The sequence below is a fragment of the Hymenobacter terrenus genome (assembly GCF_000972495.1).
GTDB classification, from domain to species: domain Bacteria; phylum Bacteroidota; class Bacteroidia; order Cytophagales; family Hymenobacteraceae; genus Hymenobacter; species Hymenobacter terrenus.
Window position 1 is genome coordinate 56,464 of record NZ_LATM01000008.1, and the last position, 16,739, is coordinate 73,202.

15 protein-coding genes are annotated in these 16,739 nt (G+C 60.5%); 1 reads left to right on the forward strand and 14 read right to left on the reverse strand.

What is annotated here, in order from left to right; all coding sequences use genetic code 11:
- Positions 1-50 precede the first annotated feature (50 nt).
- The 9 genes from WX88_RS12375 to WX88_RS12415 all read right to left on the reverse strand — a co-directional run bounded on the left by WX88_RS12375 (position 51) and on the right by WX88_RS12415 (position 11,239).
- On the reverse strand, positions 51-2,144 hold the full coding sequence (locus tag WX88_RS12375) for a hypothetical protein (protein WP_046244706.1): 2,094 nt from the start codon (positions 2,142-2,144) through the stop codon (positions 51-53).
- A 208-nt stretch (positions 2,145-2,352) separates the two neighbouring features.
- Positions 2,353-4,038: an ABC1 kinase family protein gene (locus WX88_RS12380; RefSeq protein WP_046244707.1), complete on the reverse strand. Its 1,686-nt coding sequence runs from the start codon at positions 4,036-4,038 to the stop codon at positions 2,353-2,355.
- A gap of 218 nt (positions 4,039-4,256) precedes the next feature.
- Positions 4,257-4,724, reverse strand: a complete 468-nt coding sequence (locus WX88_RS12385) for a phasin family protein (protein WP_046244708.1) — start codon at positions 4,722-4,724, stop codon at positions 4,257-4,259.
- Between the two features lie 272 nt (positions 4,725-4,996).
- Complete coding sequence (locus WX88_RS12390) at positions 4,997-5,968, reverse strand: alpha/beta hydrolase (protein ID WP_052732626.1); 972 nt, start codon at positions 5,966-5,968, stop codon at positions 4,997-4,999.
- Positions 5,969-6,082: 114 nt separating this feature from the next.
- Complete coding sequence (locus WX88_RS12395; protein WP_231590691.1) at positions 6,083-7,228, reverse strand: lysophospholipid acyltransferase family protein; 1,146 nt, start codon at positions 7,226-7,228, stop codon at positions 6,083-6,085.
- A 130-nt stretch (positions 7,229-7,358) separates the two neighbouring features.
- The gene (locus WX88_RS12400; RefSeq protein WP_046244710.1) at positions 7,359-8,030 is read right to left on the reverse strand and encodes a YggS family pyridoxal phosphate-dependent enzyme; all 672 of its coding nucleotides are present in this window, start codon (positions 8,028-8,030) and stop codon (positions 7,359-7,361) included.
- Positions 8,031-8,132: 102 nt separating this feature from the next.
- Positions 8,133-9,155 carry a VWA domain-containing protein gene (locus WX88_RS12405; RefSeq protein ID WP_046244711.1) on the reverse strand — a complete coding sequence of 341 codons (1,023 nt, stop codon included), beginning with the start codon at positions 9,153-9,155 and terminating at the stop codon, positions 8,133-8,135.
- Positions 9,156-9,303: 148 nt separating this feature from the next.
- Positions 9,304-10,191, reverse strand: coding sequence for a hypothetical protein (locus WX88_RS12410; protein ID WP_156176095.1), 888 nt, complete (start codon positions 10,189-10,191; stop codon positions 9,304-9,306).
- 145 nt (positions 10,192-10,336) lie between these two features.
- Positions 10,337-11,239: a DUF58 domain-containing protein gene (locus WX88_RS12415; protein WP_046244713.1), complete on the reverse strand. Its 903-nt coding sequence runs from the start codon at positions 11,237-11,239 to the stop codon at positions 10,337-10,339.
- Between the two features lie 36 nt (positions 11,240-11,275).
- Between WX88_RS12415 and WX88_RS12420 the strand changes: the two genes are divergently transcribed.
- Positions 11,276-11,677, forward strand: coding sequence for a DUF4296 domain-containing protein (locus WX88_RS12420; protein ID WP_052732627.1), 402 nt, complete (start codon positions 11,276-11,278; stop codon positions 11,675-11,677).
- Here WX88_RS12420 and WX88_RS12425 read toward each other — a convergent pair.
- From WX88_RS12425 to egtD, 5 genes are all read right to left on the reverse strand, one after another.
- Positions 11,670-12,014, reverse strand: a complete 345-nt coding sequence (locus tag WX88_RS12425) for a tRNA-binding protein (protein ID WP_046244714.1) — start codon at positions 12,012-12,014, stop codon at positions 11,670-11,672. The genes WX88_RS12420 and WX88_RS12425 overlap by 8 nt on opposite strands.
- A 12-nt stretch (positions 12,015-12,026) precedes the next feature.
- Entirely contained in the window at positions 12,027-12,614 is a 588-nt protein-coding gene (locus WX88_RS12430) for a DUF922 domain-containing protein (protein ID WP_052732628.1), read from the reverse strand.
- A 362-nt stretch (positions 12,615-12,976) separates the two neighbouring features.
- Positions 12,977-14,356: an MATE family efflux transporter gene (locus tag WX88_RS12435; protein ID WP_046244715.1), complete on the reverse strand. Its 1,380-nt coding sequence runs from the start codon at positions 14,354-14,356 to the stop codon at positions 12,977-12,979.
- Between the two features lie 183 nt (positions 14,357-14,539).
- On the reverse strand, positions 14,540-15,688 hold the full coding sequence (locus tag WX88_RS12440; protein ID WP_046244716.1) for a pyridoxal phosphate-dependent aminotransferase: 1,149 nt from the start codon (positions 15,686-15,688) through the stop codon (positions 14,540-14,542).
- A gap of 24 nt (positions 15,689-15,712) precedes the next feature.
- Positions 15,713-16,675, reverse strand: coding sequence for an L-histidine N(alpha)-methyltransferase (gene egtD / locus WX88_RS12445; RefSeq protein ID WP_046244717.1), 963 nt, complete (start codon positions 16,673-16,675; stop codon positions 15,713-15,715).
- Between the last annotated feature and the right edge of the window lie 64 nt (positions 16,676-16,739).

Consider the following 16,739-nt stretch of genomic DNA (forward strand, 5'->3'; position numbering starts at 1 on the left):
GAACGTCAAACGTTGCGGGACTTGCCTTTTCACCTTTGCAACCCTCTGCGCTATAACCTGACCCCAATGCCCGGCCCGAGCAGGTAAAACCACCGGCCGGCTGATAATAAATACCCGCCGCCCAGGTACAGCGGAAAGGTAAACTTGGCTTCCCGGCGCGTGGGGTACACCGAGCCGAGGATGACCACGCCCAGGTCGCGGGTATCATTACTCGTTTGGCTGAGATTGAAGGCATTAAGCGCCACAAATCCGGCACCGATTTTATACGGGCGCAGGCGGTTGATTTTGTCGGGGCTGTAGAAGCTGAGCTGCGCCAACGTGGCCAGCGAGATGCCGCCAAACGAGCCGTAGCCCTTATCGCCTTGCTTGCGGGTGAGCAAACCAGCCGGGAAGCTGACGTCGATGTCGAACTTGTAGCGGCGCTTGAGCACCAGCTCCACGGTTTGGGTATAGCCGGTTTCGCCGTATTGGGTGGCCTGGTGCTTCACCGTTACCACAATGCGACTCCAATCGTCGAGGTCATAGGTTTTGCGGGCCAGTAGAGCGTTGAGGCTCAATGGGTCGGTGCGGCACTGCTTATCGGCGTAGAAGGCTGCGCGGGGCGAATTGTCGCCGGGGCAAATGAGGATATTGTCCACGTTACGCAGCTCCACTAGCTCACCTTTGCTGTTGAGTGTGCGCACCTCGAAGCTAAGGTACTGCTTGCCAAAGAGCTGGTCGGCCTTATCGATGCCATTGGGATTGAACTGGAAGACCACGTCGCGAATGGTACCATCGTAGAGCACGGGGCCGCTCAGGCGCGTAATTGGCTGGGCGGCATCGCCGTATAACACCGATACAAAATCGAGCGGGTGAGGCCGCTGAAACTCCTTCACTCCCAAAGCATAGCCCGTAGGCTGGCCCAGGTTGTAGATGGTGCTCTTGCGCTTATCGAACCCTACCGGCACGCGCACGCGGTACACCAGCCGGGTATCGGTGCGCACCGACGAATCGGAGGGAATAATGGGCAAGTCCTCGAACGACACCCGCGCCTTTTGCAGGCCTTCGCCTTCGAGGCGGATGTCCACGGTTTCGCCGGGGCTCACGCTCAGACCGGGCGTCCAGTCGCCGCCGCGGTGCAGTACTTGCACGCTGCGAATCACGGTTTGGGGCGTGATGTCGAGGTTGGTGAGGTAGCGGGGCGCGTCGTTTTCCTTGATGTAGAGGTAGCCGGCCGTTTGGCGGTGCGTGTTGTACGGCCGGAATAAGCACAGCACCCGGTCGTTGCTCAGGTACTGGCGCGTGAAAATTTCGGCGATGAGCGCGCCGCCGGGCTCTTCCTGGTCTTCAATGCGGTAGGTGCGGTGAAGCTCAAAGCTACGGCCGTTATCAAGAATCAGCTCCACACCCCGGCGGCGGCTCACGTCGTCCATGGTCACGCTGCGCTGGTCGGGCGAAAGAAAACGCAGGCGGCTGGCTTTCACGTTGAACTCCTGCCTGAGCGCGGGCAGTTGGTAACTCAGCCTGCCGCTGGCCAACAGAGTAGGCCGCTCGGTTTGCAGCCGCAGCAGCAGGGTGTGGGTTCCCAGCTGGTTGGGCAACACGTGTAGCCGCAGCATGCCGTTGGCCTCAACTGCAAGGCGGTAGTCGAAATCGGTGCCACGGACCCATTCGCCGGTAGCATGCACATTGCGCACGTTGGAACTGGTGAGTTCAAACACCTTCTCCTCCCCCACAAATAACTCATTGTCATTCACCCGCAAACCCAACGAAGTGCGTGCCACTGGCAGCAGCGGAACCACCTGGCGGCGCACCGGCCGCCCCACCGAGTCGGTAGCCTGCTCCACCACCAGACGCAGAAAGCGGCTACTGGTCAGGTTCTGAAATTTCAGGCGCGTGCGGAAGCCGCCGTCATCTTCCTTGGTCAACGAGTCGAGCTGTTGATAATCGGGGTTGCGGCGCAGGCGCAATGGCTTGGTGCTACCCGCATTGGCTGGGTACAGACGCAGTTCGACGGTTTCATCGTCGCGCCGGTACCAGAAGTAGAGCGTAGACACATCCTGCACGGCCACCACGTGGCGGCTCAGTAGGTAAGTGGCGGTATCAGTGCGCAGGCTGGCTTCGCGCAATACGGGTGGGCCAACCGGGGCAGTTTGGGCTCCCACCAGCCCGGGAACGATTCCACAGAGGAAACCCAAAAGAACCCGAGCTACCCGGGAGCGTAAAAATGCAGACATCCAATCAAGCAGGCGGAAATATCGCCCAATGGCTACAAAGGTCGAGGGATACAGGGTCGGCCACAATGGTTTGCTACCAAAATAACGCGTTCTGCTTGTTTAGATAATCCTCCGGGGTGAGGTGCCCCCGCCAGCATTATCCTTTTTCCCGCCGTCTGGTGCCCAGCAATAATAGTATCAGCATCAAAAAGCCGGTTGCTCCAAGGCTCCACCAGGTTATTTCCGGGACGCCGCGCCGGTAGGGCATGTCGGGCGAGTAGTGGCCCAGCAATGTGAGGCCCGAGAATAACAGTCCGCCCACACTTAGCAGGGCCAGAATGGTGCGGCTCACCAACTGGTCGGCCTTGCGCATCAGGCTTTGGTAGCCCACCAGCTCAAACTTCAGCCGCAGCTCGCCCTTGCTGATTTTGCGCACGATTTGGCGCACGTCGGCCGGCAAGGTTTGGAGCAGCGCCAGGAGCTGGGTGCCCGTGTATTCGGCCTCGCTGAGCAGGTTTTGCCGAGAATATTGCTCCCGGATAATTTTGGCACCGTAAGGCCGCACAAACTCAAAAGTATTGAAATGAGGATGCAGCACCTTGCCAATACCTTCCAGAATAACCAACGCCCGCAGGATGAGGAACACCGCCCCCGGTACCTGTAATTTGTAGTTGTAGATGACCGTTTGCAGGGCATCCGCAAGGTCGCTCATGCTCATCTCCTTCACGTCGAGCGTCGCGAAATCCTCAATCAGTTGGCTGAGGTCCGACTCGAAGGCCCGCATGTCCCGGATTTCGGCGGTGAGGGCGAGACGGCGGAAATTGACGGCCATGCTGCGTGGGTCCTGCCGGGCCATGCCGATGAATACCCCCGCGAAGGCATATTTCTGCTGCTTGGTGAGGCGGCCCACCATGCCAAAGTCGATGAGCACCACCGTACCATCGGGCTGCACCAGCACGTTGCCGGGATGCGGGTCGGCGTGGAACACCCCAAACTCAAAAATCTGGGTCAGATAAATGTCCATGCCGGTTTCAGCCACGGTTTCGGGACTCAAGTTCCAGTCCAGCAGCTGCGCCTTGTCAGTAATTTTACAGCCACTGACAAATTCAATCACCAGAATACGCTCCGTACTAATGTCGCGGAAGGGCTTGGGAATGTAAAAGGTCGTGTAGTTGGCGTAGAGCTTGCGAAATTGCTCCATTGAACGCGCTTCGGCGGTGTAATCCAGCTCCTTGCTCATGCTGCGCTCGAACGCGTCCACGATGTCCTGCGGATTAGAAAGGCCCTGCTTTTGCAAGAAGCCGGAGGTGAGGCGCACCAATTCGTGCAGCAAGGCCAGGTCGGAGCGCACTTTTTCGCGCACGCCGGGACGCTGCACTTTCACCACCACTTCCTCTCCCGTCAGCAGCCGCGCCCGGTGCACCTGCCCGATGCTGGCCGAACCCAGCGGGGTGTCGTCGAATTCGCTGAAGACTTCCGTAATCGGGCGGCTCAGTTCTTCCTCGATTATCTGTCGGGCCACTGCCACGTCAAATGGTGGCACATTGCTTTGCAGCTTCTCAAACTCATCAATCAGAGCCTGGGGCAACAAATCGGCCCGGTTGCTCATGGCCTGGGCCAGCTTGATAAACGTGGGTCCCAGTTCCTCAATAATGAGGCGCACCCGCTCCCAGCGCGTGGTTTCGAACACCTGGCGGTCGGCCCGCTGCCAGGTCAGGCGGCGCGCCTGGCTCACGAGGCGGCGCAATGGCGTGGTAGTTACCACATCCTCAAAGCCGTAGCGTAGCAGCACCTCGGCCACCTGCCGAATGCGGTGGAGATTGGAAATCGTGTTTTTAAACATCAACAGTGAAAGTAGTGCCTACGGGCCGTAGCGCGAACGTTGAGGTCTACGGCCGCGAACGGCCCAAAAAATATCGGGCTAATAACGCCGTACCGCGAACCCCAACGGTCGGGCTACGATAGGGTCAAACCCAGTTACGTCCTAAACCAATTAACAAACAAAAGCCCCGCTCACATAATGCAAGCGGGGCTTTTTTATAAGAACGATAAGCGAACCGCCTACGCGTTGTCGCCAGTAGTAGCGGCAGGAGCACTCGCCGCTGCTGGCTTCTTCGCGGCGGGCTTTTTGGCCGCACCCGCACTGGCGGCGGCCGATTTCTGCGCCGTGCCAGCGGCGGAGCTCACTTTATCGGCAGCTTTTTTGGTGGCACCAGCGGCTTTGCTGGCAGGGCTGCTAGCGGGCTTGGCAGCTGCTTTAGTGGCTGGCTTCTTCGCGGCGGGCTTAGCTTTCGAGTCGCTCAGACCTACACTGCTCTTGATGCGCTCGGAAAGACCCTGGAACTGCTTTTCAAGCTCGGCGCGCTTGGATTCACCGCTTTTCAGCAGTTCATCCACGATTTTTTTACCTTCTTCCTGAGTAATCTTATTGTCTTTCACCAACTTCTCGATGGTGCTTTGTACCGACTTGCTGCCCTGAGCGATGTAGCCAACGCCGGCGTTAACGAACTTCTTAAACAAATCTTCCATGGTAAGGAAACGGGTTGGGGTGAAAAAATGAGAAGGGGGAAGTTATTGAATTAAAAGCCGTTGCTTTATAAAACTAGTATGCAAGCCGACTATTTTCGTTGCAAACCTACGAACCGTCTGTAATATAGTTGGGCTATGTACGCCGCTTTTTTTGAAAAGTAACTCAAAAAGGTCAAAATCAGAATTTATTTTTCCAACCCTCGGGCTTCTGGGACCTTCTATTTTGCGCGGTTGAGTACGCATCTACACAGGAGCAAGAGCTGAAAACGGCACTAAGCAGCACGACGACGGGCGATGGGGCGCCGCTCCAGGGGTAGCACCGTCGCCGCCACCTCCTGATTGGCCCACATCTTTTCCAGAAAGCGCGCTACCTGGTCGAGTGCTTGCCGGGCCTCCGGCACAATGCGCCAAAATAAGTGCCACCAATGAACCAGACCCTCAAATGGTTGAAACGTGACTGCCACGTCCGCCGCCCGGGCCTTATCGACGAATTTTACCACGTCGTCGTACAGCACTTCGGCCGTGGAAATCTGGATGAGCAACGGTGGCAGGCCGTGTAAATCGGCCTGGGAGGGGGAGAGCATTGGGTGCGTGAGGGCAGTTTTATGAGCGTAAAGGGGACCCCAGGTGCGCATTTGCAGAGCTTCGAGCAAGAGACCTTCTTCGCGGGCCACACGGCGCAGGGCAGTGATGGGCAGGTTGAGGTCCGTCCAGGGTGAGAGGCCGATACCGGCCGCGGGCAGGGCTTGGCCAGCCTCGCGCAGGGCGAGCAGCAGGGCCAGGGCCAGCCCGCCACCAGCCGAGTCGCCGGCAATGGCAATATCGTGCGGCTGGTGGCCGTGGCGTAGCAGCCAGCGGTAGGCCCGCTTGGCATCGTCGAGAGCAGCGGGGAAAGGATGGTCGGGTGCTTTGCGGTAATTGATAGTCAGCACGTTGAGGCCGCTGCGCTGGGCCAGGCTGCCTACCAGACTGCGGTGGGTGTTGAGTGAGCCCAGCACGTAGCCCCCGCCGTGCAGATACAGTAGCACGCGCGTGGGGTGAGCGCCGCGGGGCCGCAACCATTCCGCCTCGAGGCGATTATCGAGCTTCAGGCTCTCCAAATGCACGTGCCAGGGCATAAACTGGAACAGGGAGCCAGCCTCCATGGCCAGCCGCATGGCGCCAACGCTGGGCTTGCGGCGGGCCAATGGCGCCGCCGCCGCGGTGAGTAGCTGCTTGAGCAGCAAGTGCTGAAACGAGGGCATTGGGTGGGATAAATGCGGGAGGTGTAAGTAGCAGGAAGCGCGAAATGGAGTAAGCTGGCTAGTCTCTAAATTATACTTGTAACATGCTTTTATGCTAGGTTCAGACAGAAAATACTACGGCTTCTGACCTAGCTTATTACCCCGATATCCTTTGATAGCCAGCGGTATCCAGCCAAGCAAGGGGATAAAATACGCCAGGGTAATAGGATTGCGCCACAGCATACGCAACCATGCGCCGGGCTGGTCGAGTTTCATGCGAAAGTTGCGGCAGCCTTCTTTTACGTAAAGGCGCTCGAACTCGGTGAATACAGCAGGCCACGCGAAGGGCAGGAAGAACGGGAAAAAGCGGCGGTTTTCCTTCATGCGCTGCCAGAGTTCGCCCCAGCGGTAGGGTTTCTGGCCGTGGGCGAGCACGGCGGCGTCCATCTCGCCCTGCATCTGCTGGCGGATTTGCTCGGACAGGCCCAGGTAGTCTTCCCGGGTGAGCTCGGCGGTGGATTTGCTTGTGAGGTCGGTGGGGCGAATACGGGTGCCCATCACGAAGACGAGCTTGGCTGGGAAGGCCAAGTAGAAGGCCCAGGGCTGAACCAAGACCAGCAGCAGCAGCAACGTGAGCGGCAAAAACGGGATGCCTATTTTCTTGGTCAGATTATTAATCCCATCCCAGGAGTAGGCGTAGGGATTAAGGTATTCGGCGTTAATGGTGTAGAAAGGAACAATGTCGGTGCCGTGCTGCAAGGCCAAGCGAATCATGCTGGTAGCCAGGCGCTGAAGCTGGTACTTGCGGTTGAAGCCCTTGCCGATGCCGGGCACGCCTTCGGGGTAGAGCATCAGGTTGTGATTCTGGTAGTACATCATGGTTTCGAAATTCAGCGTCGTGGCGTCCACGCAGCCGCATTTCTTCCAGAAGTCCTTCACCAGGTAGGGGTTCATCAGAGCCGTTTGCGAGAGCAGCGGGGCTGAGAGTGGGCGCGGCAAGTCGCGCATGGAGCTGGTCTTGGGCAGGTACCGAAACAGGTGCGACAGAGCCACAATGGCATCCCAGGGGAAGGCCATGCCGGAGTGGTTCGAGGCGAAAATCAGCGGCCGGTCAGGGTTGTTGCGCTGCGGGAAATCCTCGAAACCCACCAGTTCGGAGCGAAACCAGACCCGGTCGAGCAGTTGCAGAATGTTCTCATCCACCGTCCGGGTGAATTCTTCCTCAAAATGGTCGTCGTAGATGTGTTGGTTGGCCGCAATGGCCGGCGGGGGGGAATTCAAGGAAGGACGAAAAATGAAGAATAAGGAATTATTCGCTTGGTAGTGAGAGAAAGGTAAGATTTTTATCGCATTCTAAACTCCTCTTTTCAAAGCGGGACGTTTCTTCCTCCTTCTTCAGGAAGCGCAATGCTCAGCGGCTGCCGAAAATGGCGCTGCCCACCCGCACTAGGGTACTACCTTCGGCCACGGCCAGCTGGTAGTCGCCGCTCATGCCCATCGAGATTTCACAAAAAGCGGCTTCGGCCGCGAAATACACATTTTTCAGGTGCTCAAAATAGCCGCGCAGCTGCTGGAACTCCCGGCGTAGCTGGGCTTCGTCGTTGGTAAAAGTGGCCACGCCCATTACGCCGGTGAGGCGCACATGGCGCAGCTCCCGGAAGGCTTCGGATGCCAGAATTTCCTCGGCCTCGAGCAATGAAAGGCCGGATTTTGTGTCCTCCTGGGCGATGTGGAACTGGAGCAGACCCTGGATGACGCGCTGGTGAGCGGCGGCGTGCTTATCGATTTCCTTGAGCAGCTTCAGGCTGTCGATGCTCTGCACGGTGTGCACGAAGGGCGCCAGCAGCTTCACCTTATTGGTTTGCAGTTGGCCGATGAGGTGCCATTCGATATCGGCCGGCAGTTGGGGCTGCTTGGCGGCCATTTCCTGGGGGCGGTTTTCACCGAAGAGGCGGGCGCCGGCGGCATAAGCCTCTTCCAGCCGCTCAACTGGGTGGGTTTTGGTGACTACAACCAAGCGGGCGGCAGTGCCGGTCAGCTCAGCGTCGATGCGATGGATATTTTCGGCGATGGAGGATTTCATTTAACAGATATCAGTTAATATTCAACATTCAGAAGCCGCCAGAAAGGCGCCGCTGTTCGGCCAATAGCATTGCAATCAACGGCTGTTGACTGTAAACGACCTTCAATCTTCCAGCGGATTGCTGAGAAAAGTGCTTCTGAGGAACAGCCACAGCAGCCACAGCCCAATGCTGAGCCACAAATAGGGCGGGTAGAAATCCTTGGTATTGCGGAAGCGCAGCTGCTTGATTTCAGACTTTTCGAGGCGATTGATTTGGTTGAAAACCTCGCGTAGACCGGCTGCGTCGGTGGCCCGGAAGAACTGGCCGTCGGCCGCGGTGGCGAGCTGGCGCATGGTAGTTTCGTCGAGGCGGGTTTGCACGTAGCGCGTGCGGCCGAGCGAGTCCTGCTTGTAGGGCACGAAGCCGTCCTGCCCCAGCCCGATGGTATAGATGCGGATGCCAAAAGCGTGGGCCAGCTGGGCGGCCAGCTGCGGATCGAGGCTGCCGGCATTGCTTTCGCCATCGGAGAGCAAGATGCACACCCGCGAGCGGGCCGTGGACTCGCGCAGGCGGTTGGTGGCCACACCCAGCGCCGTGCCAATGGCCGTGCCATCGGGCTTAATCATGCCCACGCGGAGGCTAGCGAGGTCTTCGCGCAGCAGGTCGTAATCGGTGGTGAGGGGAGCCAGGGAATAGGCTTCGCCGGCAAATGCCACGAGGGCCAGCCGGTCGCCGACGCGGGTTCTCAGGAAGTCGGCGGCAATGCGTTTGGCCGCTTCGAGGCGGTTGGGGCGCAGGTCCTGGATTTCCATCGAGCCCGACACGTCGAGGGCCAAAACCAGGTCGATGCCACGCCCGGACTGCTCCACCCGCTCGTTGGTGCGCTGGGGGCGGGCCAGGGCTACCAAGGCGAAGCTCATGCTCAGCCCGAGCACTACATCGGGCACGAAACGCAAGGCCGCGACCCAATCGCGCCGCACGGGCCCCGGCCCGAAAGCTACGCCCACCCGCGGCCGGCGGCGGGCCAGCACCCAGCGCAGCACAAACAGCAGCGGCACCGCCGCAATGAGCAGCAGCAGGCGTGGCTGCTGCCACTGGTAGCCGGCCAGCGTGGTATAGCGTAGAAGGTTGAGAAAGTCGTTCAAGCAGCCGCGAAGGTAGGATGTAGGGCGAAGCCTTTGCTTCGCCTAGCCCGCGCCAGTTTGGGAGAAGTTGTTTTTTGTTGTGCTGTTTAATTTGGGATGCGGGGGCGCGACGAGACGCACCACAACGAGACGCAGCGAAGGCTGCGTCCTACTGGGTTACGGAGGCGTAGCGCCGTTCGGCGAAGCCGCGCAGGCGCTGAAAGGCCCGGTCTACTTCCTTGGCATCCTCGGTTTGGAGATTACCATAAATAACTTTGTCGGTGGCGGTTAGCGCTTTGCGCACGTCGACATCATTCTCGAAGTAGGCCACTATTTCGCGGGTAGTGAAGGAATTAAGCTCACTGTTTTCCAGTCGGGCGAGGTAGTTTTTCCACAGACCAACGGCCCGCTCCACGTTGGTAGCCGAGCGGGATAGTTCGAACCGCTCGGTGTGGCGGGCAAACTGGGCCAGGAAGTAGCCGTGATTCTTGCGGAGCTTGTACGCCTGGTAGCGCCGCGTGAGGCGCCGCCGAAACAGCGTCGCGCTGCCGGCCAGCAGCAGCAGCGCCCCCGCAGTCCCGGCCAGCCAGTACGGGTAGTTAAATAGCGGCTCCACCGGCACCAGGGCCAGGTTTTGGCGCAGCGCGGGCAGTTCGGCCGCATCGGCGGGTAGTGGTGGGGCCGTGCGCAACAGGCGCACCCGGCTTGGCAGCGGCATTACGCTTAGGGTATCCTGGCCTTGCAGCACAACCACCGGCAGGGCCAAGGTTTGCACCGAATCGAGCTGGAAGGTGCGCAGATGGTAAATAACCCGGTCGAGGCTACGTTCCTGGCGGGTGTGCGTGGGGAAAAACGTTTTGCCAGCATATTCAAACGGCGCGAAGCGAGCCAGTGAATCCGGAAATACAACTTCCAGGTCGGGCGCGTGCTCGTAGCGCAGCTCGTAGTCCAGCGGCGCCCCCACAAGCACCGTTTTCTTCAGGAAACGACCTTGGGGTACGTCCGGCGGGGTCGGGCGCGCCGCAATCCCGCCGTTGAGAAGCAATAGTAGAATCAACGTCAAAAAGAAGGTCAGGCGGCTCGGACTGAAGATTATAGGCTCGGCCACTGCCCCTTTTTCCACAGCCGAATTATTCCTCCGCACGGGATTTTCCGGCTGGTGCCACCAGCCGGGCCAAAACCTTGCAATATTTTCTCTCCATTTATCCACGACGGCCCGACTGTTGGCGGTGACGAAACAGGTTGACGAGCTGGGGCACGAAGTCGCCCTCGGTACTCAAGGCGAGGAAGCCGGTGCGGTGGCGGCGGCAAATGTTCACCAGCTCGGCTTCCTGCCGGTCGGCGGTAGACTCGACGCGGGCCCGGAAACCGGGGGCCGAGGTATTCACCCAGCGCACCTCCCCGGTTTCGGTATCGCGCAGGGGCACGATGCCCAACGCCGGGAACCGGCGCTCTCGCGGGGCCAGCAACTGCACCACAATCAGGTCGTGGCGCTGCGCCAGCATGGTCAGTTCCCGCTCGTAGTTGCCGTCGATGAAATCCGAAATCAGTACCACCAGGCTGCGGCGCTTGATTAGCCCCAGAGCCTGCCGAATGCTCGCGCCTACCCCCGTGCGGCGCGAGGCAGGCACCAACGCAAACAACCGCTGAATGAGGGCGTACGCGGCCCGGGGGCCTTTTCCCGGCGGCATGTACAGCTCTTTCTGATCAGAAAACGCAAACAGGCCCAGCGCGGAACCTTGCCGGGCGGCCGAGAGCGCCAGCAGCCCCGCAATGTCGCGGGCTACATCGAGCTTGCGGCGCTCACCGTCGCCCACCTCCAGCGAGCCGCTCACGTCGAGCAGCACCAGCACCTGCTGCTCCTTCTCCTCTTTGTAGGTCTTAACGAACGTGCCGTGGCCCTTGCTGGATACGGCCCAGTCAATAGCCCGCACCTCGTCGCCGTACTGGTAGAGGCGGACATCATCAACTTCGAGGCCCGTTCCTTTGAAGACAGAGTGAAAATCACCCTGCAATTGGGCCTCCACCGCCTTGCGAATGCGGATTTCGAGGTGGCGCAGGCGGCGCACCAGGGCGGTGAGAGCCGGGGGCACGGAGGGGTTCATACTGGCGAAGCTACGGCTTGGGACTAACTTTGTGGTGTGAAATCATTCCGTCGTTACTGCCTGGGCCTGGCGCTGGCCCCTCTCCTACTGGCCGTGCCGGCCTGCCAGCGCCCTGAAGAGCCGCCTCAGCCCGCCGACCTCGTCCCCAAGGAGAAGATGATATCGCTGCTCGCCGACCTGCACTTACTGGAGGCCCGCGTAGAAAGCAGCCGTCTCTCGCCTGACTCGGCCCGGGCGCTCTATCTGACTCAGCAAAAGAACTTACTCTGGAAGCAAGAGATAACGGACTCGGCTTTCCAGCGCAGCTACCGCTACTACGGCATCCACGGCAAGGATTTGAATGATATTTACGGGGCCGTAATTGACACTCTGGGGCAGCGCGAGGCCAAGCTGAACCCCAAAAAACCCGCGCCCAAGCCGGGCGGGAAAGTTAAATAAGGCGGCTGCCGTCGGGCACGGGGCTGGCCACGCTGGCCAACACAATGTGCCCCTCAGCATCGGCAAAGCCGGTTATCAATACCTCAGAGCGAAACTTGGCAATCTGCTTGGGCGGGAAGTTGACCACGGCCAGCACCTGCCGGCCCACCAGCGTGTCGGGTGTGTAGTGGTGCGTGATTTGGGCGCTGGATTTTTTCAGGCCGATTTCCGGGCCGAAATCAATGAGCAGCTGGTAAGCAGGTCGGCGAGCCTCCAGAAACGGCCGGGCCTCGCGGATGGTGCCGACCCGCAAATCCACGTGCTCAAACTCAGCCCAGGTAAGTGGAGTGGTAATCATAAAATGCTAGTGCTATTGCACGGCAAAGGCCTGTAGCTGCGTCAGCCGAAGAGCGGTCTGCTTTTCCCAGAATTCCTGGCGCGCGGTGTTGAGGCCGTGGTTGGTATCCTGATCGTAGCGGTTTTGCTCGCGGTCCCACTCCGAATACACCGTTTTAGTGAAGTTATTAAAGGCAGGCTGGAGCTTGTTGCAATTCACCTTGGTTTGAAACGCGACCAGCTTTTGCCGGAGCAAGCGGGTGTATACTTCCGTGAGGTCGAAGTGGAGCTGCTCGTGGCGTAGCAGGGCGGGCGTGGCCGTTTTGGGGTCGCGAAACCACGACGTATTGGGGTCGAAAGTGGCCTGCACAGTGCCCGTGAACACAAAATCGCGGCAAGCCGCGTTGGCCTTGATATCGGCCGAGGTCATCGCGGCCAGCCGGTCGGACGGTCCCGGACGGCCCTGAAAGTCAGCCATGGTAAGCGGGCGGGAGGCCGACCACGGAATAGGCGCGGCGGCTGGCTTAGCTGCGGGGGCTTGGGAAGCAGTGGCCGTTGGCTTGGTTGCTGGGCCCTGCAAGAGTGCGGCCACCGCCAGGAAAGAAGTCAAAAACGAGAACATAGGAGCTGAAATTCAGAGCAGAATTAGCGTTGCTTGGCTGGCTGAACATTATTAGTCCCGCAAAAATTGCCCAGACAATTCAATTTACTGGTAGACTCGGCAATCAGCAACCCGCGGTTGCCCGGCGCCAGCGCGGTTTCGGGGTTGGTGTACTATAGCGGGAACTTTGTATTTCGCATCCTCGCGCCATTCCAGTCGTTCTGGAACGCGGACTACAGAGTCCGCGCTACGGCCTAGCCTGATATATGGAGGACGAAACTGTGCTACTGGCAAAACCTCAACTATTCAACAATGTACACGAGCTGCCTCGCTGCACTTCGCATGAATGCCGAATTAGTACCGGCACTCAACTGAATAGCGGGTTACTGAGCGGCGGCGCGCTCCTGAGCCGGTGCCGGCAATGCGGCGGCAAGCTCCGGCTCGGTTTCGCGGCGGAAGCGCACCAGCAGCACTCCCGCTACGATGCTCAGGCCCACGAGCAGGCCCGTCCACACGCCGGGCGCACCCAAATGCAGCTTAAACCCAAGGAAATAGCCCAGCGGCAACGCTACCGCCCAATACGCCAGCAGGGCCACCACGGAGGGCACTTTCACGTCTTCCAGCCCGCGCAAGGTGCCCAGGCCCACCACCTGCAGGCCATCAGACACCTGAAACAGGGCCGCGATGAGCAGCAGTGTCGACGCCTGCGCCACCACCTGCGGGTCAGTAATGTAGATGTAAGGCACCACATGCCGGGTCAGAACCAACAGCAGGCCCATTGCTCCCATAAACCCAAACGTGAGCCAATAGGCCGCAAAACCAGCCCGCCGGGCAGCCAGTAAGTCGCCGGCCCCGCGCAGGTTGCCTACCCGGATGGTGGCCGCCGCCGCAATGCCGCTGGCCGCCATATACGTCATGCTGGCCACGTCGATGGCTACTTTGTGGGCCGCCTCGGTGGTGACGCCTAGCCAGCCCGCCATAAGCAGTGATAAGCCGAAAGCGCCCACTTCCAAGGCCATTTGCACGCCGATGGGAGCGCCGAGGGCCACCACCCGGCGGATGGTGGCCGCCGCGGGCAGCCAGCTGGCAATGGCCGACCGCTCGGCCCGCAGGCGGCGGGCCCGCAGCACGTACGCGGCCATGGCGGCAGCCATCAGGGTACGGGCGGTGAGCGTGGCCCAGGCCGAGCCCATCATGCCCAGTTCGGGGGCACCCCAACGACCGTGGACTAAGGCGTAGCAAAGCAGGCCATTGAACACGTTGCCCAGCACCGAGAGCCACATGGCTTGCCGGGTGAGCCCCAGGCCTTCGGCAAACTCCCGAAATCCCTGAAAGACCATGAGCGGAAACAACGACAGACTGATGACCCGCACCCAGGGGCCGGCCAGGACCACTACCTCCGGTGGCTGCCCCAACAGGTGCATAAAAGGAGGTACGAGTTGGCCCAGCCCGGCCAGCACCAGCCCGGCCAGGGCGCTCATCCACACGGAGGCCACCAGCAGACGGCCGAGTGCGGGCAGGTCGCGGCGGCCATCGGCGGCGGCCACCAGGGGCACGCTACCCATGCTCAAGCCCACACCCAGCACCAGGAGCACACTGGTGGTACTCACGCCCACACCCACCGCCGCCAACGGCACCTTGCCAATGTGGCCCACCACCACCGAATCGACAAAATTCACCAGGACGTGGCCCAGCTGCGAAAGCATAACGGGGTAAGCAAGCAGCAGCGTGGGGCGCAGGTGCGGCCGAAATTCTTTCAACATAGCATCAATAAAACGAGCCCGGCAAAGGTACGGCTCTCCCACCGGGCAGGCGGACCACTAGGTAGCTCCAGCAGGGCGACACTAGGTTAATGAATGTCGCCCTGCCGGGCTTTTGCCTTTGCACCCGCTGTCGTACTGCCAACATGCTGCCCCAATGGGGCTACCGTCCTAATAATCCGAAAACTACGAGATATGAGCCATTGGCGTACTGCGACCTTCTGCCACGTAACTGGGCGATAAAACCGCTATCAGCCGCTTCAGGGCCTGCCGCATGTCGTCTTCCGCTACGGCGTAGGAGAGGCGGACAAAGCCGGGCGCTCCGCAGGTCGCGCCATCGACTACCGCCACCCCGGCCGCGGCCAGCTGCTGCACCAACTGCGCTGAGGCTTCGGGGGCAGGCAGGGCAGGGCCGAGAAAGCGGGTAAAATCAGCGAAAACATAGTACGTGCCTTCGGGAGCAATGACGGTCGGGGCGCCGGGCAAGTTGGCCAATGCATCAAGCAAGAACTGCCGGGTAGGCCGCAGCTGAGCGCACAGCGCTGCGCCAATGGCCTCGGCGGCGCGCGTGGCTGCCAGAGCGGCGGCTTGCGCCGGAATGGGCACGGGCACCCCGGTGCTGAATAGCCGGGCTGTTATCGCCTTGGCCAGCGCGGGCGGGGCCACCACGCAGCCCACCCCCCAGCCTGCCAGAGCCAGTGACTTCGAAAAACCGCTCACCACCACGTGCTGCTGATGCGGGTCGGGTAGGGCGAGCAGCGTCGGCACCGGCTCTGGCCCGAAACAGATGCCTTCGTAAATCTCGTCGCTTAGGACCCAGAGCTGCGGAAAATCTGCCGTTACGGCCAGCAATGCCGCCCACTCGGCCCGCGAATACACGCGCCCAGTGGGATTGTTAGGGTTGCTGATGATGAGCAGCCGAGTAGCCGGTGTGAGGGCCGTCCGCAGCGTTTCGGGTTGCAGGGCGTAGTTATCGGCGGCAGCCAGCGGAAGGGTGCGCAGCACCCCGCCGGCCCGCCGCACTAGGTCGTAGAACCCAAACCAGTTGGGCGTGGGCAGCAGTACGTCATCGCCGGGCTGGAGCATTTCGCTCAGCAGGGCAAACAGACCCGTTTTGGCGCCGGCCGTCACCACCACCTGGTCGGCAGTGAGATAGGTGGCGCCGCGCTGGCGGTAGCGCTGGACCAAGGCTTCGCGCAGCTCGGGCAGGCCGGCGGCGGGGCTCAACTCGAGCGGGGCCTGCTGCTGCTGCGCCGTGGCAAGGGCCGCCTGAGCGGCCTTCATCGCCACGGTGGGCACGGCGAAATTGCCGTAGCCGGATGCTAAGCTAATCATGGCTTCTGCGGTTGATAAAACGCTTTATTCTTCCTGCGTGGCCAGCACCACATCGGCAAAATCAGTCGCGGCATCGGTGAAAGAGGCTACTACCCGCAGCCCAGTCTCGGCGGCCAGCTCCGCTATCTGCGGCAAGGTGAACTTGTAGGAGTTCTCGGTATGAATTACCTCCCAGGCGGCAAAATCGAAGGTTTCGTCCAGCGCCGCGATGCGCACCTGCTGGGCCTGAGTGCTCATCAAGTACGAGCGCACGGCCCCGTTCAGGGGGTTGTAGTCGGTGTAGTGCTGCCAGTGGGCCAGGTTGAAGTCGGCTCCCAGCTCGCGGTTGAGGCGGGTGAGCAGGTTCAGGTTGAAGGCGGCCGTCACGCCCTGGGCGTCGTCGTAGGCGGCCCGGATGCGGCGCGGGTCCTTCTGCAAATCGAACCCAATGAGTAGCCGGTCGGCCGGGGCCAGGGGCGCGGCCAGCTGGCGCAGGAAATCCAGGCGCTCGGCCGGGCCGAAATTGCCGATGTTGGACCCCAGAAACAACACGGCTTTGTTGCCCGGTCGGGTACGGAGCTGAGCCAAAGCTGTGGCGTAGTCTTCGACCACCGGGGCCACGTGCAAGGTGGGCAGTTCGTGCCTGAGGGCCTCGACCAGGCCCGTCATGGCGCCTGCTGAGATATCGACCGGCGCGTAGGTGAACGGCGTGCCGGCCCGCAGCAATTCGCGCAGCAGCAGCTTGGTTTTGGCGCCGTCGCCGGCTCCCAGCTCCACCAACGCAAACTCCTCGCCTACCCGTGGGCTCAGGGCCGCCGCGATGGCCGCACCGTGTTCCTGGAAAATAGAAAACTCGGTCCGGGTAGGATAATACTCCGGCAACTCCATAATTTGCTGAAACAGCCGGCTGCCCGCATCGTCGTAGAAATACATCGACGAAAGTGCTTTGGGTGTTCGGTGGAGACCATCGGCCACGTGCTGCGCCAACTCCGTCAATACATTTATCATTTAGCAATTAGCAGTTAATCATCCGCCTGGAACCTGTGGCGAATGGACTTTTGAAGGGGCAAAG

What these genes read in the sequence shown, in the direction of transcription:
- WX88_RS12400 (WP_046244710.1), bottom strand. Translation starts at nt 8,030, where the DNA reads ATGAAATCCTCCATCGCCGAAAATATCCATCGCATCGACGCTGAGCTG.
- WX88_RS12425 (WP_046244714.1), bottom strand. Translation starts at nt 12,014, where the DNA reads ATGATTACCACTCCACTTACCTGGGCTGAGTTTGAGCACGTGGATTTG.
- WX88_RS12385 (WP_046244708.1), bottom strand. Translation starts at nt 4,724, where the DNA reads ATGGAAGATTTGTTTAAGAAGTTCGTTAACGCCGGCGTTGGCTACATC.
- WX88_RS12440 (WP_046244716.1), bottom strand. Translation starts at nt 15,688, where the DNA reads ATGATTAGCTTAGCATCCGGCTACGGCAATTTCGCCGTGCCCACCGTG.
- WX88_RS12390 (WP_052732626.1), bottom strand. Translation starts at nt 5,968, where the DNA reads ATGCCCTCGTTTCAGCACTTGCTGCTCAAGCAGCTACTCACCGCGGCG.
- WX88_RS12380 (WP_046244707.1), bottom strand. Translation starts at nt 4,038, where the DNA reads ATGTTTAAAAACACGATTTCCAATCTCCACCGCATTCGGCAGGTGGCC.
- WX88_RS12435 (WP_046244715.1), bottom strand. Translation starts at nt 14,356, where the DNA reads ATGTTGAAAGAATTTCGGCCGCACCTGCGCCCCACGCTGCTGCTTGCT.
- WX88_RS12415 (WP_046244713.1), bottom strand. Translation starts at nt 11,239, where the DNA reads ATGAACCCCTCCGTGCCCCCGGCTCTCACCGCCCTGGTGCGCCGCCTG.
- egtD (WP_046244717.1), bottom strand. Translation starts at nt 16,675, where the DNA reads ATGATAAATGTATTGACGGAGTTGGCGCAGCACGTGGCCGATGGTCTC.
- WX88_RS12430 (WP_052732628.1), bottom strand. Translation starts at nt 12,614, where the DNA reads ATGTTCTCGTTTTTGACTTCTTTCCTGGCGGTGGCCGCACTCTTGCAG.